Genomic DNA, 15,470 nt, shown 5'->3' with positions numbered 1-15,470 from the left:
TAGTTCTCTAGTTTTTTGATAAAGTCGTTGTGGGCTGGAAGCTTACCTTGAAGCTTAACTTTAGCTCATTTCCGGTTTTTACAGTGCCAAGTAGTGCAGTTGGGGGTTTTATGTTAAAATCTGTGAATTTGATGTTAGCCTCACCTGTCATGTTTACCAGGTCGGATTTAGTGCTTGTCTGCACGTTAAAAGTTACAGGTTTTGTAGTGCCTGCTATGGTCATGTTACCGATAGCCTGTGCGCGGTTATTATCCAGTACACGGAAAGAGGTCAGGACAAATGTGATCTCAGGGAACTTGCTTGTTTTAAGCGACTCGTAAGCCAGCGCATCCATTTTATCTGTACCGCTTTTTATAGAAGCAGACTTCATGATTACAGTAGCAGACTTAACGCCTTTAAGCGTATTGCCATCCATTATTATTTCTGCTTTGCCCTGGGCTTGTGCTGATGCCATTTCCCAGTCGTGCAGGGTAGAGGTTCCCTTTACTTTAAGTTCCGGCTTGCCTGCCAGTTTATAAAGATCCTGGGCAAGCAGCGTGTTGCCAAAGCTTAATCCTAAGATCAGGACAAACACGCTTAGTGTTTTTATTAGGTTAAAATTTTTCATGATATGAGGCATTAAAATGGTTGCTGTTTCTGTTTTTCATTGATACAAAGCTATAGCAGCCTGCACAAGGAAAGTATGACGCTCGGCAGTTAAAAAAATGACCTTAATTAGCTTTAAAAATGACCAAAAGGGGTTAGTGCCAGATAAAGGCTTCTGAATGATGTTTTTGCAACACTTTGGTAATGGCCCGAGGGTTTTGGTGCTATAGAAACTCAGGCAGGAATAGAAATGGAGGAACTATAGTTTGACGGAAAAAAGAGAGAAGTTAAGAAATGCTTTTAGAGCACTAGGGTGTCCTTTTTTGAGTGATGGGAACGATGGAGCTCCTGTAGGGAACTATAGAAAGTGCCACCCGGAACTATAAAAACCGGGAAGTGAAAATGGAGGGGTTGGTAATTACTTTACTTCGCTTTTAAAAACAGCAGCATAATGGTCGGCTAACCTGGTGGGTTCTGGTAGTTTGTGTTTTACAGCGCAGGCCATGGCTATAGTTGTAGCAGTTTCAAGGTCCATTAAATGGCCGGGAGACACGAAAACAGGTTTTACATTATCCTTGGTACGCAGCACATTCGCAATTAACTCATCCTTATAAACCAGTGGCGATATGGCTCCTTTGGTAACAGCAGGCTCTTTATATTTGCCTACCAGCACTTTTTTGGCTACGCCCATAGTTGGTTTGTTTAAATGTATGCCTACATGGGTGGCAATACCCAGGCGGCGCGGGTGCGAAATGCCGTGTCCGTCCACCATGATCAGGTCGGGCTTTTGCTGCAGCTTTTCGTAGGCTTTCAATAGGTTAGGGGCCTCCCGAAAGGCCAGAAAACCCGGAATATACGGCAATTCTACCGTCCCTACATGGTACACTTTTTCAATCAACTCCAACGCAGGATATGTTAAAAGCACAAACGCTGAGAGTATCGTGTCTTCTCCTATAAAAGAGGAGTCGCAACCGGCAATTAGTTTCAGGTCAAAGTCAGGCTTCTGAAGTATGATTCGCTCCTGCATCTCACGCTGCTGCTCAGTAAGCCGGGCAAGTATAGCCGGGTCAGGAGCAGGATAATCGAAGCGTCGGTAGTAAGACATACTTTTAGTTTAGGAGTTAATGAGTTTAGGAGTTAGAGAGTTGTTTTGAGTTGGAAAGTTAGAAGGTTAAAAAGTTAGAAAGTTGATTATAAGGTTAAATGGTTTGTTGCTATTACGAGGATCAAGGCAAAAAGCTACCTAAAGGACCAGTTTTCAATTCTTCAACTATTAAACTCATTAACGCCTAAATTCTTTAGCCTTTTAACCTTCTAACTTCCCAACTTTTTAACTTTCTAACTCAAAATAACTCTCTAACTCCCAAACTCTTTAACTTTCTAGGCGCTGCAAGGGTAAATGAGTTTGGTGAAGAGTAATCGCCAGTGGTTATCTATGTAACCGAAATGAAACTCGAAGGAGGTGGCGGTGTGCAGAACAGACTTCCGGAGAAAAGGTAACGTTGCTTTTATAGTTTGGATCTCACTCTCTGAGAGGCTGGCATAATCCCAGTATCCGCTTTTCTGAAACTTGCCGGGGCTGGCCACAAAACAACCGTCCTTACTATAGCCGGAAGTCTTCTTGTCGTAATCCATGTCAGCGCAATCAAAGGTTGGCCAGGTTTCAGCCTTCAAATCACAGGTTTTAACTTCCTCCCGAATCGTGAGAAAGGAGCGGTCCTGGTATTCCCGTTTAAAGGTGGAGATGTCTTTTACACGCGTCATTTTAGGCAAAGCGCCGGGCTGTTCAATTATCCAAAGGCCATGTTCGGGGTCGATAAACTGGTTTATAGTTGCTGTATCTGAAGTCTGCAGCGCTGTGAAGAATTGTTCAAAAGCTATCTCAAAAGCTATAGTGTCTATAGTTGATTTCGTATCCTGGCGCTGTGGTTCTTCCTGCACTGCTTCCAGCGAATCTGTGCCCTCGGCTATAGTTTTATTTTCAGTTTTGCTGTCTTCTGAAGTGCAACTGCCTGCCAACAATAGTGTCACTCCCAGCCAAAGTAGTTTTTGCATATGTGTTTTGTTTTTCAGGAATACGTAAGGTGTTGAATTTCAGTCGTGAGCATGCTAACCCTGGCACCTGCAGGGCGTACAAACTAGGTGGGCCTTTTGCGTTGTGCCTGCCTGACTTAAACTATAAAACTATGGAAAACTATATTTTTAATGACACGGTGCAGCTTAATATACATCAGGTAGCGCTGACAGGGGATCTTATAGTTCCGGATGGTGCTACCGGGCTGGTGGTGTTCTCGCATGGGAGCGGGAGCAGTCGCCTGAGTAAGCGCAACCGTTTTGTGGCTGAGCAGCTACAGCAGGCAGGCCTGGCTACATTGCTTTTCGATCTGCTTACGCCTGAAGAAGACCAGGACCAGGCAAAACGCTTTGATATACCTCTTATTACACAACGACTGGTAGATACCGGCTATTGGATCCAGGAAAACCTGCTGATAAACGAGCTTTCTGTCGGTTTCTTTGGAGCAAGTACTGGAGCGGCGTCAGCGTTACGGGCAGCCGCAGCACTTGGGCCCGATGTTGTGAAAGCAGTTGTAAGCCGGGGCGGAAGACCAGACCTGGCGGATGAAATACTTCCCGAAGTAGAAGCACCTACCTTACTTATAGTTGGCGGCGATGACGAGCCCGTTATAGGGATGAACCAGCAGGCCTATGACCGGTTGCAGTGCGAAAAAAATTTGGAGATTGTGCCCGGCGCCACGCACCTGTTCGAAGAACCCGGGACCTTAGAAAAAGTAGCCCAATTAGCCACAGACTGGTTTAAGAAATACCTGTAACCTAAACGTGTTAACTACCATAAACTGGAACAACCGAATTGAAAACCTGCGCTGCCATGTTCATTCATAATTCGAAATTCATAAGTCATAATTACTCAGGAGCATGGAGATGATCAGGAACAGGGAAGAGGCGGCAGAACTGCTTGCCGACCGTCTGGAGCAGTACAAAGGCCAGGATGGTGTGGTGCTGGCCATACCAAGGGGAGGAGTGCCTGTAGCAGCACCTATTGCCAAACGGTTACACATGCCCCTGGAAGTAATGCTTATCAAAAAGATCGGTCATCCTGCCAACCCGGAGTACGCCATCGGTTCTGTAAGCCTCGACTCAATAACGTTAGACCCAACTATAGAAGTGCCTCAGGAATACGTTATTGCAGAAGCTGCACGTGTTCGGGAGAGTCTTCTCAAAAAATACAAACTATTTATGGGCGACAGAAAGCCTGTTCCGCTAAAAGATAAACTGGTAATTATAGTTGATGATGGCATTGCAACCGGTAAAACCCTGATGGCAACTATAGATGAGGTTAAAAAACAGGAACCGGCTAAAATTATAGTTGCCGTTCCGGTTGCGCCGCAAGCTGCCATACAGCGTTTCAGCCAGGAAGCAGACGAAGTGATCTGTTTGCTGGTACCCCCGTTTTTCCAGGCAGTGGGGCAGTTTTACGAAGAGTTTGGTCAGACTTCAGATGAAGAAGTGATCGAGTTGCTGCAATATCAGAAATGATCTAATAAGCCGGAGAAACTATAAATTTGCCCTGCATTACTTTTCCGTCTGCTACCAGTTTTATAAAGTATAGTCCATGACCGTCTAAGATCTCCGGGTTCAGGATGTTTCTATAGTTGCCTTCAGCATCTGTCTTTGTTTGCATAGTGCTTGCCACGCTTCCGTTAGCTGTATATATAGTGAACTCCAGGGGCGTATTGGGTTTTAAGTGCTGCGTTAAAACAGTGATGTCTTCGTTTTGCGTTATAGTTGGGTAAACATACAGTACATCTTCTGCAGTGCCGTTATAGAGGTGTATCAACTTAGATAGCTCACTTTTCCCGTCTGCATCAACCTGTTTTAATCTATAGTATATGTCGCCGGGCGGTGGCATTTTATCCAGTAAACTATAGGTAGATTTTGTCTGTGTCGTTCCGCGTCCGTTTACCCGGCCAATAGAGATGAAGTGTAATGAATCGGTGGAGCGCTCTACTTCAAAATAGGAATTATTCTGCTCGCTGGCTGTTTTCCAGGTTAGCTTCACTTTACCGTTAGTAGTCAGGGTGGCATTAAAACTCAGTAAGGTAACAGGCAGTGGTTGCACCAACAAAGGGTAAATAGCATCAAACCAACGCTGGGCCATTTTCACTTCACCACTATTATTCGGGTGAATGCCATCCCAGGTGTCGGATCCTTCGGTAGCATTAAAACCTGCAAACTGGTCGACCAGCATAACCGGCGAAGCTGCGGAGTTTAGTTCCTGCACCAGTTCCGGAATCTCTTCATTAAAAAGTATGATGTTGTTTGCTGCTGCGGGACCTGCTTTACCTGGATCAGCCGGAATAAGTTTAGCCAGCAGTATAGTTACGTTTGGGTTTTTATCTCTGATTTGAGCAACCACTTCCCGGAGTTCATCTAATGTTTCATTTATAGGCTCATTCCGGAACATATCGTTCGTTCCGACATGCATCAATACAAAGTCAGGGTTATAGTTGGTGAGCCAGTCATTTAATTTTCCTGCGTTGGGTTGGCCATTGTTACCATTTAAGATCTGGTCAGCGCTCCAGCCCCAATGTCCTTCGTTATAGTTTGTAAATGTCTGTCCCTGTAGTACAGTGCCATAAGCAGGGGACTGGCCACCAAAATTAGTGTTATGAGAACCTACAAACTCGAAGTCAGCGCCTGCTTCAACCAGCATTTTCCATAGTTCGAACCTGTAACTGGCAAAGTCATTATTACCTTGGGTTATAGAGTTGCCCAGGCACATAATGCGCTTTGGTTGCGCCCAAACTATAGCTGGCAGCAATACTACAATACAAAACAGGATGATTTTTGTGAATAGCCTCACTACAGGTAGTATTTAAAATGACGTTACTTGATGCATAAAGTAAACAACCTCTACTAACACGTACTTTAGCCCGATTTGTTATAGTTTTATTTCGTAGCTCCCTGATTTATAGTTGGTTTCAGTGAAAGGCCTGTGGCAAAAAGCTCTTTGTGTCAAAGTGCGGAAGCCCTTGTTTACCCGGGAATTCGAACCTGATTTTAAGCCATAAGTGATGCATGAAATTCTAATCAGCGAAAGCCGGTCGCATTGGCCCACCTTTATCAAAAAGACTATTATATTTGTTGCACGATCCGGTTGGGTAAAACAGATTTCCCGTAACAGGATTTAACTATAACCTTAATTACAGCTTTTAACCTGCAGTTTCTGCTGCTTTGCAGAGGCTCAGCATTAAACCAAACTATAAAATGACTACAAAAGCATCAAAGATCATCTATACTGTTACCGATGAGGCGCCGGCTTTGGCTACGCGTTCTTTCTTACCAATCGTTCAGGCTTTCACAAAAGCCGCTGATATTGAAGTAGAAACAAGAGATATTTCCCTTGCTGGCCGTATCATCGCTGCTTTCCCGGAGAACCTATCAGCAGAGCAGAAGCAGAACGACGACCTGGCTTACCTGGGCGACCTTGCTAAAACCCCTGAAGCCAACATCATCAAATTGCCAAATATCAGCGCATCTATTCCACAGCTGACAGAAGCGATCAAAGAACTTCAGTCGCAGGGTTACAACATCCCGGATTACCCGGCTGACCCGAAGAACGATGCTGAGAAAGATGCAAAAGCACGTTATTCAAAGATCTTAGGTAGTGCAGTAAACCCTGTATTGCGCGAAGGTAACTCTGATCGTCGTGTAGCTGATGCGGTGAAGCAGTACGCAAAAAAACACCCTCACTCGATGGGTGCCTGGTCATCAGATTCTAAAACGCACGTTGCCCACATGACTGGCGGCGACTTCTACGGAACAGAGCAGTCTGTGGTAGTTGATAGCGCTACCGATGTACGCATCGAGTTTGTTGGTACTAACGGCGATACCAAAGTGCTGAAAGACAAAGTGGCGCTGAAAGCCGGTGAAGTGATGGACTCTTCTGTGATGAGCAAGAACGCGCTGCGTTCGTTCCTGGAGAAAGAGATTGCTGAAGCGAAGGAGCAAGGTATACTTTTATCGCTGCACCTGAAAGCTACCATGATGAAGGTGTCTGACCCTATTATGTTCGGCCACGCGGTAAAGGTGTTCTTTAAAGATACTTTTGCGAAACACGCAGCTACTTTCAAAGAACTTGGTGTTGATGCAAACAATGGTTTAGGTGATGTATACACCAAGATCCAGAACCTGCCAGCTGAGAAGCGCTCAGAAATTGAGGCTGACCTGAAAGCTGAGATGGCTAACCGCCCTGAACTGGCGATGGTAAACTCTGATAAAGGCATTACCAACCTGCATGTGCCAAGCGACGTGATCATCGATGCGTCTATGCCGGCAGCTATTCGTTCGTCTGGCCAGATGTGGGGTGCTGATGGCAAATTGCACGATACCAAAGCGATCATTCCGGACCGCTCTTATGCACAGATCTACCAGGAAGTGATCCAGTTCAACAAAGAGAACGGCGCTTTCGACCCAACTACCATGGGTACTGTGCCAAACATCGGTTTGATGGCGCAGAAAGCCGAAGAGTATGGCTCGCATGACAAGACGTTCGAAATGGCGGAAGCTGGTACGGTGCGTATAGTTGATGCGAATGGCAACACACTGATGGAGCAGAAAGTAGAAGAAGGCGATATCTTCAGAGCGTGCCAGACAAAAGACCTTCCGATTCAGGATTGGGTAAAACTGGCCGTTACAAGAGCGCGCATCACCAACACACCAGCAATTTTCTGGCTGGATCCGCAGCGTGCCCACGACGCCAACCTGATCAAAAAAGTAGAAAAGTACCTGAAGGATCACGATACGAATGGCCTTGAGATCAAGATCATGTCTCCGGTTGAAGCCATGCGCTATACCTGTGAGCGTGCCAAAGCGGGCAAAGATACTATCTCGGTTACCGGTAACGTACTTCGCGACTACCTGACCGACCTGTTCCCAATTCTTGAGTTAGGTACAAGTGCTAAAATGCTTTCTATTGTTCCGTTGCTGGATGGCGGTGGCTTGTTCGAGACAGGTGCCGGTGGATCTGCGCCGAAGCATGTGGAACAGTTTACAGAAGAAAATTACCTGCGTTGGGATTCGCTTGGTGAGTTCCTGGCACTTGCAGTTTCTTTGGAAGACCTAGCTTACAAGACAAAGAACGAGAAGGCAGAAGTATTGGCGGAAGCTCTGAACAAAGCGAACGCTGAGTTCCTGGAGAAAGATAAGTCGCCGGCTCGTAAAGTTGGTGGCATCGATAACCGTGGTAGCCACTTCTACCTGGCGATGTACTGGGCACAGGCACTTGCCGAGCAGAACAAGAACCAGGAGCTGAAAGACAGGTTCACGAAGCTGGCGCAGGAACTAACCGACAACGAGCAGAAAATCGTAGACGAGCAGATCGCCGCACAAGGCAAGCCAGTTGAGATCGGCGGTTACTACCACCCGGATAATGCGAAAGTTGATGAAGCGATGAGACCGAGTGAGACGCTGAACGCTGCGTTAGCTAACTTCTAATCTGAAGTATAAAGTATAAATAAAAAGGCTGCCTGAGAGATTGGGCAGCCTTTTTTATTTATTTCTTTTGTGCGAAACTTAGTAAAAGTAAGATGTCTGAGATATTATACCCACTTAGCTTACTCAATAATAATACGAATACAAAAGAAATAATTAATCTGGTGAGCCAGGAGCTCTTGATTGTAATAGCTTCAAGCTTAAGATTAAGCCATCCATTGACTTTGATGGTTTTACTGTCTCTTTTTAATCTTTTACTTTGACCATTAGGTTTGGTCAACCCTTTGGAAGGGTCATACTTGTGCCGAGGGGAATGGCTTTTAGGCATGGATTTATATTTATTAAGTTGGAGATTATATTCTATAGATATTTGATGAGACTAAATTGGAGTGGAATTGAATCAAGAATTGTGGGGATAATCTGGTAATCGATATTCTGAGAATAGAAAAAGAGATGATAGATCGAGTTATACTTTAAAGGTATAATAGTATAAAGATCGGTAAGCTGTTTGTGATTAAAAGCGGTGTGCTTTTAGTAGTAAGGAATGTGTGAATTGAATATTATAGCTGAGTGTAACTATATTCTTTAGCAAATATAATTTATATTACTAATATAGGAAGCATTGTTGTAGATGTTTTTAAATTTATTTTTCAACATATTTATTAACATTCTGATTGGTAGTTGTTTGTTAGTTTTAATTCGACTTTATGAGTTGTAAGTAATGCCTAATGCGATTAGTAATTCGGTTTAGTCGTTATATGCTGATAGTTTAAGGTAAGTATAACTAGTTGCATAAGCATTTCTATAAACCACAACCTTTCCATTAAAACCCTGTTACAAACCAAAAGTAAGTAAGCAACTATGGAAAGTATCAACACTTCAGCATCACAAAAGCCAACTATAGTTTTAGCAGGAGCCACAGGAGATTTGGGCGGACGCATTGCCAGGGCGCTTCTTGAAAAAGAGGCAGATGTGCGCGTGTTGGTTCGGCCTGATAGTGATGCAGGTAAAGTGAATGCGTTGCATAATGCGGGAGCTGTTATTTGTGTAGTTGATTTCCATAATGCTGCTGAATTAACGAAAGCCTGTGAAGGAGCAGACTGTGTGGTTTCGGCCTTATCGGGGCTGCATTATGTGATGGTTGGGATACAGACCTTGTTGCTAAATGCGGCTGTAGCAGCTGGTGTTCCCCGTTTTATACCTTCCGACTTTGCCATTGATTTTACGAAGCTGCCTTATGGCAACAACCGCAACCTGGATTTCAGAAAAGAATTTAAAGAGCGCTTAGATAATGCTTCTATCGCTGCGACTTCTGTCTTATGTGGTATGTTCGCTGATCTGCTTACCGGGCAAGCTCCTATCGTTCTATTTCCGATAAAGAAGGTGATGTACTATGGCAATCCGGACCAACTCATGGACTTCACAACTATACAGAACACAGCCGACTATACCGCTGCTGCTGCGCTTGACCCAACTACACCACGTTACCTCCGCATTGCCGGCGATGTACTGAATGCGCATGGTTTAAAAGAAGCTGCAAGTAAAGCTACAGGAGAAGATTTTGGCCTGTTCCGGGTTGGCGGATTGGGCTTGCTGAATACTATCATCAAGATCACAAAAGCTCTTACGCCTAACAGTAAAGAAGTATTTCCTGCCTGGCAGGGCATGCAGTACATGCGCGATATGTTCAGCGGATTACCAAAACTGGAGCCATTAGATAACAACCGCTATTCTAAAATAAAATGGACAAGTGTAGCCGAAGTATTGGCTAAGCGGTAAAGCTTTATACTTTTAAACCGCTCTTTCGGATTTGCAATCCGAAAGTACATTATCCGCGGATTTGTAATCCGCGAAAGCAAAGGCAGTGGCTCCGGGCATTAAGCGGATTACAAATCCGCAGTTATCAGCGTTCCGGATTGCAAATCCGGAACAGCATTTTAGTAAATTCATTTGCAAAACAGAGTTAAGTATAAAACAGAAACGGCAACCAACTATGGCTGCCGCTTATACTATATATAGGGACGCAATGCGTCTTAAATCAGGATATTAATACCCAAACAGCTCCTTCAGAGTCAGCTGCTTCACTTTGCCATACTTCTCCAGGGCTTTAAAGTTCAGCTTGTCTTTAGAGCCGATTACAAGTATAGCCTGTGGCTGGCCTTTAACGTACTTCTGCTGGAATTCCTTCATCTGGTCAAAGGTCATGGTGTTGGCGCTTTGGTACACATCCTGGCGAATGTCGTAGGTCAGGCCAAGCTTTTTAGCACGCTCGTAATTGAACAGGATATCGGATTTAGTGATACGCTCCGTAGAGATGCTGTTACGAAGGGCTGCCTGTGCATTCTGGAAGTTGGCATCAGCCAGTGGCATATCGGTTAACAAGGCCTGCATACCCGCCATTGCTTCTGCTAACTTATCTGCCTGAGCACCAATATACGATACCAGGTAGTTCGCACGGTCTTTTTTAGAAGCAGTACCATAGCTCGAGTAAGTTGAGTAGGCAAGCGCTTTAGACTCACGCAAGTCCTGAAACACGATACCACCCATATACTCGTTGTACAGACGCACCACCGGAATAATGTCCTTATTGTAAGGAACAGATTTGCTCACGAATAGCATCTCTGCCTGCACCATGTTATAGTCTGCCCAGTAAACAGTTGGCTGCGTAAAGTCGATTTCCTTATATACTTTCTCGGCAGGTACCGGCTTAAGTGTTGCCGGTACGTTGTGGCCTGCATTCAGTGCTGCTGTCAGATTATCCGTTTCACGTGGACCGTAGTATAACACGCGGTGCTCGTACGTCGGAATGCTCTTGATAATATTTACCAGTTCCTGTGGTTTCACAGCTTTCAGTTCCTTCTCGCTAAGTACAGTGTTGAAAGGGTTTTTAGGGCCGTACTTGGCATAATTCATCATGGCTTGCTGCAGAATAATGCCTTTGTTTTTCTTGGCATCATCACGGGCTTTCAGTATACCGGCTACCATGTCGTTCAGGGCTTGCTGGTCTGGTTTTGCATTGGCTAATACACTCTCAAACAGGTTCAGGCCTTTCTCAAAGTTCTCATCTAAACCTGTAAGGCTTACATACACCTGGTCTCCGGAAGAGAACACATCAAACGAAGTACCCAGCTTGTAGAATTCTTTCTGAAGCTCTTCTGCGCTATACTTGTCGGTGCCCAGGTACTTCAGGTAGTTCACGGCCATGCCCAGTTTAGGGTCGTTGTTGGTGCCCATGTCCAGGATGTAATATAGTTGGAACAGGCCGTTCTCTTTGTTCTTAGTATATAGCAGCGGAATGTTCTGCTTCAGTTTTGCTTCGGTAATGTCTTTTTTATAGTCGATGAACACAGGCTGCAACGGCGCTACTTCTTTCGCCATAAACGCCTTGTAGTAATCCGACTGCGCATCGCGGTTAACTGCAACCGGTGTAATGGCAGGCTTCTCAACTTTTTGAGCGTTAGGGTCTTTGCCAGTCTTCTTATAAACAAGTACATAGTTATTATTGAAGTACTTGTTAGCTACATCCATAACATCCTGCTTTGTGATCTGTGCATATTCCGCAGGGCGGCTCACAAACTTATCCCAGGGCATTTCATAAATAAAGGCCGAGACAAAGGCATCAGCGCGGTTGCTGTTATCTTCGTAGGCTTTCATGGTGTTTATCTTGTCGTTGTTCACAACAGCTTGTATCAGCGACTCATCAAACTGACCTTTTTTGATCAGCTCCAGCTGCTGCAACAACAAATCACGAACCTGATCTAAAGTCTGGCCCTGGCGTGGCATACCCGTCATCCGGAACATGCCATAGTCTTTCATTGGGGTGTCGTAAGCATAGGCCTGCAAAACTTTCTGCTGCTGGTTCAGGTTCAGGTCTACTAAACCGGCCTGTCCGTTGTAAAGCAAATTGCTGATCATCTGTATCACCAGCGCATCTTTTGAGTTGATGTCCGGGGTGCGGAAAGCGATGGATACGTTCTCAGCATCCGGTCCTAAAATTTCTTTTACAATTGGCTTCTGTATTGGCTTTTCCTGGGCAACATCGAATGAAGGTTCAGGCTGCTGCTCCATAGTTCCCCAATATTTGTCAATCAAACGGATAGTCTGATCGAAATCAATGTCGCCGCTCATGGCAATGGCCATGTTGTTCGGAACGTAGTACTTGTTATAGTACTTCTTGATCTCGGTGATAGACGGGTTTTTCAGGTGATCTATAGTTCCTATAGTTGACTGTGAACCGTACTGGTGTGTCGGGAAAAGGGCTGCGCTGATCGCTTCCTGTACTTTCCAGCCATCGTTATCCAGGGTACGGTTCTTCTCTTCGTACACTGCCTCCAGCTCCGTATGGAAAATACGTGGTACCATGTCAGCAAAGCGGTCTGCTTCCAGTTCTACCCAGCGCTCCAGTTGGTTGCTCGGGATGTCGTTCACATACACAGTCTGGTCTACCCAGGTATATGCGTTTGTTCCTTTGGCGCCAATAGCACCTAAGATCTTATCGTATTCGTTGGCGATAGCGTATGTAGCCGCTACTCCCGAAACCGAGTCGATCTGCGCATAAATCTTTTTGCGGGCAGCTTCGTCTTTGGTTGCTCTGTATTTTTCGTAAAGGGCTTCTACTTTATCCAGCTCTACTTTTTCTTTCTCCCAGTTCTGAGTGCCAAGTTCCGTAGTGCCTTTAAACACCATATGCTCCAGGTAGTGGGCAAGGCCGGTAGCATCAGCAGGGTCGTTTTTAGCGCCGGCACGCACGGCAATGTACGTTTGGATGCGCGGGGCTTCTTCGTAATCTGTCAGGTACACTTTCAGGCCATTATCCAGGGTATAGATGCGGGCGTTCAGCGGATCGTTTAGCGCTGTTTCGTAGGTATACTCTTTTTCGGTTTTGGCCTCAGCAGTAGCTTCGGTTGTTGCTTGCGTCTGGTTGATCTCATTTTTACACTGGGTTAATGTAAAAGCAGAGGCGACCAAAAAAAGCGATAATCCCTTTTTGACTGTCATAGTTTGATTGTTTGGTGATGATGTGACTATACGAAGATAGTTTATTACAGATTAAAAATCAGTATCCAGGCCAAAGCGCTGTTTCATGTCAACTATAACCGGAAATTTCTCGGCCAGGTAGTTAAATTTATCCTGCGACGTATAAAGTTTGCGGCTATCATCCTGCACTTCTATCACCTCAGCACGCAGTTTTATAGTTCTGTTACCGGTTTCGCTCCTCACTTCCCGAATTATATCCCGATAAATGGCCGAAAACTGGTCCATCATTACATGGTTCTCCAGGTGAAGTATGATCTCATTATCCGGACCAAAGTGATACTGTCGGTTGAGAAGCGTAAACTCCATCATGTTCTCTGCCTTCTTACGGCGCAGGATAGCGTGCCACACTGTTTTCAGCCTGGCTTCATCAATCGGAATTATAGCGCCATAGTTAGTATCTTCATCTTCAGCAGCTACTGCAACTTCTGCTACAGCAGCCGGGGCATTGTTCAGGTCTTTTAAGCTGGGCAGTTTGCTCAGTTTTTTTGCCGGTGGCAACTGCACTTTAGCACGCGATGGTTCCGGTACAGCTTGTGCCTTTGGCGGGGCAAGATGTGCATCCGGTGTTACCTCCTGTTGTTTAGGTGGCTGCTGCAAGCCTTCTGATGGCACATGGTCAGGCGCGTGTGGCGGCTGCATACGCTCCGACGGTACACTGCCTGGCACTGTTTGCTGCATCTGTTGCGATGGAACCGTGCCATGTGCATGGGCAGGCTGCATAGCCGCAGACGGGATGGCACCTGAAGATGCGGTAGAGGCGGGTGCCGGCGCTGCTACCTTAGCTTTTTTTACGTCTGCTCCTTCAACTGCAAAACTCAGGGCTGCATTCAGGTGTGCCAGTTTCATCAGGCACAGCTCCACGTGCAGGCGCTGGTTTTTGCTGCTCTTATAGTTGGTGTCGCAGGTACTTACCACATTTAAACCCGATAACAGGAACGAAACAGAAGACTTCTGAGACTGCTCGGCATACTTTGCCTTGATGTTATCCGATACCTCCAGTAACTGCACTGTCTGTGTATCTTTACACACCAGCAAACTACGGAAATGCTCTGCTATGCCTACCAGGAAATTATGCGCATCAAAACCATTCTTCAATATCTCATCAAACAACAATAACGCGCCTGATAAATTCTGATTCAGCAGATCATCTGTTAACCGGAAGTAATAATCATAGTCCAGGATGTGCAGGTTCTCGACAGTGGCTTTGTAGGTTACATTGCTACCCGAGAAGGTTACCATCTGGTCGAAAATAGACAAGGCGTCGCGCAGGGCACCGTCAGCTTTCTGAGAGATCAGATGCAAGGCATCCGGCTCGGCGTCTATACTTTCTTTCTGAGCAATGTTACCCAGGTGGCGCACCATGTCTTCAATCCTGATCCTGTTAAAATCAAAGATCTGGCAACGCGAAAGGATGGTTGGGATGATCTTGTGGCGCTCGGTGGTAGCTAGGATAAAGATGGCATAGCTTGGCGGCTCTTCCAGGGTCTTCAGGAAAGCGTTGAAGGCCTGGTTCGAGAGCATATGCACCTCATCTATGATATAGATCTTGTACTTGCCCGTTTGTGGCGCATAACGCACCTGTTCCACCAGGTTACGGATATCTTCTACCGAGTTATTAGAGGCGGCATCGAGCTCATGGATGTTGAACGAGCTGTTGCTGTTAAAGCTTTTGCACGATTCGCACTCGTTACAAGCCTCCGTTTCCGGGGTGATATTCTCGCAGTTTATAGTTTTGGCCAGAATACGGGCACAGGTAGTTTTACCTACTCCACGTGGGCCGCAGAAAAGGAAAGCCTGTGCCAGATGCTTGCTGCTAATGGCGTTTTTAAGGGTATTGGTTATATGGTGCTGACCCACAACACTATCGAAGGTGCTCGGGCGGTACTTACGCGCTGATACTACGAAATTTTCCATTACTACAAAGATAATCAATCTGAAGATGAGATGGGAGTGCTTTTTATCCAGTAGTTTTCCATAGAGTTATCCACTTTAAGTACGACTATAACAAAAGCTGAATTGCTGTTAAGCTGAGTCGTGTAAATAGTACTTTAAACGGGTCTTTTTGATGTCTAGCTATAGTTTTCGGTCAATACTACTACCTCCTTATGTTACTAATTGGCTTTCCTGAGACAAGTTATGTTCCTGTTAATTGGATTTTGCCTTTTTATTGATATAACTGTAATAAGCCTGCAGCCAGTACCATAACCTTTTTCATAAAAACAGGCATGTTACCTTAGCCCCTTTTTATTCCTGTTACGTGGTTTTCTGAAGTAGTAGCTTTAGTTATCAGTCATTAGCTAACCATTGCCTGTCATACTTTAAAAGCCGAGCCAATG

Annotated in this window: 10 protein-coding genes; 4 read left to right on the top strand and 6 right to left on the bottom strand. The window is 45.3% G+C overall.

All coding sequences use genetic code 11. The annotated features are described in order from the left end of the window. Window positions 1-7: 7 nt before the first annotated feature. From ABS362_RS03400 to ABS362_RS03390, 3 genes are all read right to left on the bottom strand, one after another. Window positions 8-607, bottom strand: a complete 600-nt coding sequence (locus ABS362_RS03400) for a YceI family protein (protein ID WP_350410884.1) — start codon at window positions 605-607, stop codon at window positions 8-10. 396 nt (window positions 608-1,003) lie between these two features. After that, the gene (nfi, locus tag ABS362_RS03395; RefSeq protein ID WP_350410883.1) at window positions 1,004-1,690 is read right to left on the bottom strand and encodes a deoxyribonuclease V; all 687 of its coding nucleotides are present in this window, start codon (window positions 1,688-1,690) and stop codon (window positions 1,004-1,006) included. A 275-nt stretch (window positions 1,691-1,965) separates the two neighbouring features. Then, on the bottom strand, window positions 1,966-2,640 hold the full coding sequence (locus ABS362_RS03390) for a hypothetical protein (protein ID WP_350410882.1): 675 nt from the start codon (window positions 2,638-2,640) through the stop codon (window positions 1,966-1,968). A gap of 131 nt (window positions 2,641-2,771) precedes the next feature. On the opposite strand from ABS362_RS03390, the gene ABS362_RS03385 reads away from it, so the two are divergent. Beyond that, window positions 2,772-3,416, top strand: a complete 645-nt coding sequence (locus tag ABS362_RS03385; protein WP_350410881.1) for a dienelactone hydrolase family protein — start codon at window positions 2,772-2,774, stop codon at window positions 3,414-3,416. 103 nt (window positions 3,417-3,519) lie between these two features. Next, on the top strand, window positions 3,520-4,140 hold the full coding sequence (locus tag ABS362_RS03380; RefSeq protein ID WP_350410880.1) for a phosphoribosyltransferase: 621 nt from the start codon (window positions 3,520-3,522) through the stop codon (window positions 4,138-4,140). A gap of 1 nt (window position 4,141) precedes the next feature. Here ABS362_RS03380 and ABS362_RS03375 read toward each other — a convergent pair whose 3' ends face one another. After that, window positions 4,142-5,467, bottom strand: coding sequence for a GDSL-type esterase/lipase family protein (locus tag ABS362_RS03375; protein ID WP_350410879.1), 1,326 nt, complete (start codon window positions 5,465-5,467; stop codon window positions 4,142-4,144). A gap of 404 nt (window positions 5,468-5,871) precedes the next feature. Here ABS362_RS03375 and ABS362_RS03370 point away from each other — a divergent pair, with 404 nt between their 5' ends. Next, entirely contained in the window at window positions 5,872-8,100 is a 2,229-nt protein-coding gene (locus ABS362_RS03370; protein WP_350410878.1) for an NADP-dependent isocitrate dehydrogenase, read from the top strand. 858 nt (window positions 8,101-8,958) lie between these two features. Then, window positions 8,959-9,876, top strand: coding sequence for an NmrA family NAD(P)-binding protein (locus tag ABS362_RS03365; protein WP_350410877.1), 918 nt, complete (start codon window positions 8,959-8,961; stop codon window positions 9,874-9,876). Between the two features lie 267 nt (window positions 9,877-10,143). On the opposite strand, the gene ABS362_RS03360 is transcribed toward ABS362_RS03365, so the two are convergent. Together ABS362_RS03360 and ABS362_RS03355 are read right to left on the bottom strand one after the other, a co-directional pair. Continuing rightward, window positions 10,144-13,095 carry a M16 family metallopeptidase gene (locus tag ABS362_RS03360; RefSeq protein ID WP_350410876.1) on the bottom strand — a complete coding sequence of 984 codons (2,952 nt, stop codon included), beginning with the start codon at window positions 13,093-13,095 and terminating at the stop codon, window positions 10,144-10,146. 51 nt (window positions 13,096-13,146) lie between these two features. Further along, complete coding sequence (locus ABS362_RS03355) at window positions 13,147-15,048, bottom strand: DNA polymerase III subunit gamma/tau (protein ID WP_350410875.1); 1,902 nt, start codon at window positions 15,046-15,048, stop codon at window positions 13,147-13,149. Window positions 15,049-15,470: the final 422 nt, after the last annotated feature.

It is taken from the genome of Pontibacter populi (genome assembly GCF_040278685.1).
GTDB lineage: Bacteria > Bacteroidota > Bacteroidia > Cytophagales > Hymenobacteraceae > Pontibacter > Pontibacter populi.
This window is presented reverse-complemented; position numbering and strand designations above follow the sequence as displayed.

Excerpts from the sequence above, each read along its gene's own strand:
- ABS362_RS03400 (WP_350410884.1), bottom strand. The coding sequence starts at position 607 with ATGAAAAATTTTAACCTAATAAAAACACTAAGCGTGTTTGTCCTGATC.
- ABS362_RS03365 (WP_350410877.1), top strand. The coding sequence starts at position 8,959 with ATGGAAAGTATCAACACTTCAGCATCACAAAAGCCAACTATAGTTTTA.
- ABS362_RS03360 (WP_350410876.1), bottom strand. The coding sequence starts at position 13,095 with ATGACAGTCAAAAAGGGATTATCGCTTTTTTTGGTCGCCTCTGCTTTT.
- nfi (WP_350410883.1), bottom strand. The coding sequence starts at position 1,690 with ATGTCTTACTACCGACGCTTCGATTATCCTGCTCCTGACCCGGCTATA.
- ABS362_RS03370 (WP_350410878.1), top strand. The coding sequence starts at position 5,872 with ATGACTACAAAAGCATCAAAGATCATCTATACTGTTACCGATGAGGCG.
- ABS362_RS03390 (WP_350410882.1), bottom strand. The coding sequence starts at position 2,640 with ATGCAAAAACTACTTTGGCTGGGAGTGACACTATTGTTGGCAGGCAGT.
- ABS362_RS03385 (WP_350410881.1), top strand. The coding sequence starts at position 2,772 with ATGGAAAACTATATTTTTAATGACACGGTGCAGCTTAATATACATCAG.
- ABS362_RS03355 (WP_350410875.1), bottom strand. The coding sequence starts at position 15,048 with ATGGAAAATTTCGTAGTATCAGCGCGTAAGTACCGCCCGAGCACCTTC.
- ABS362_RS03380 (WP_350410880.1), top strand. The coding sequence starts at position 3,520 with ATGGAGATGATCAGGAACAGGGAAGAGGCGGCAGAACTGCTTGCCGAC.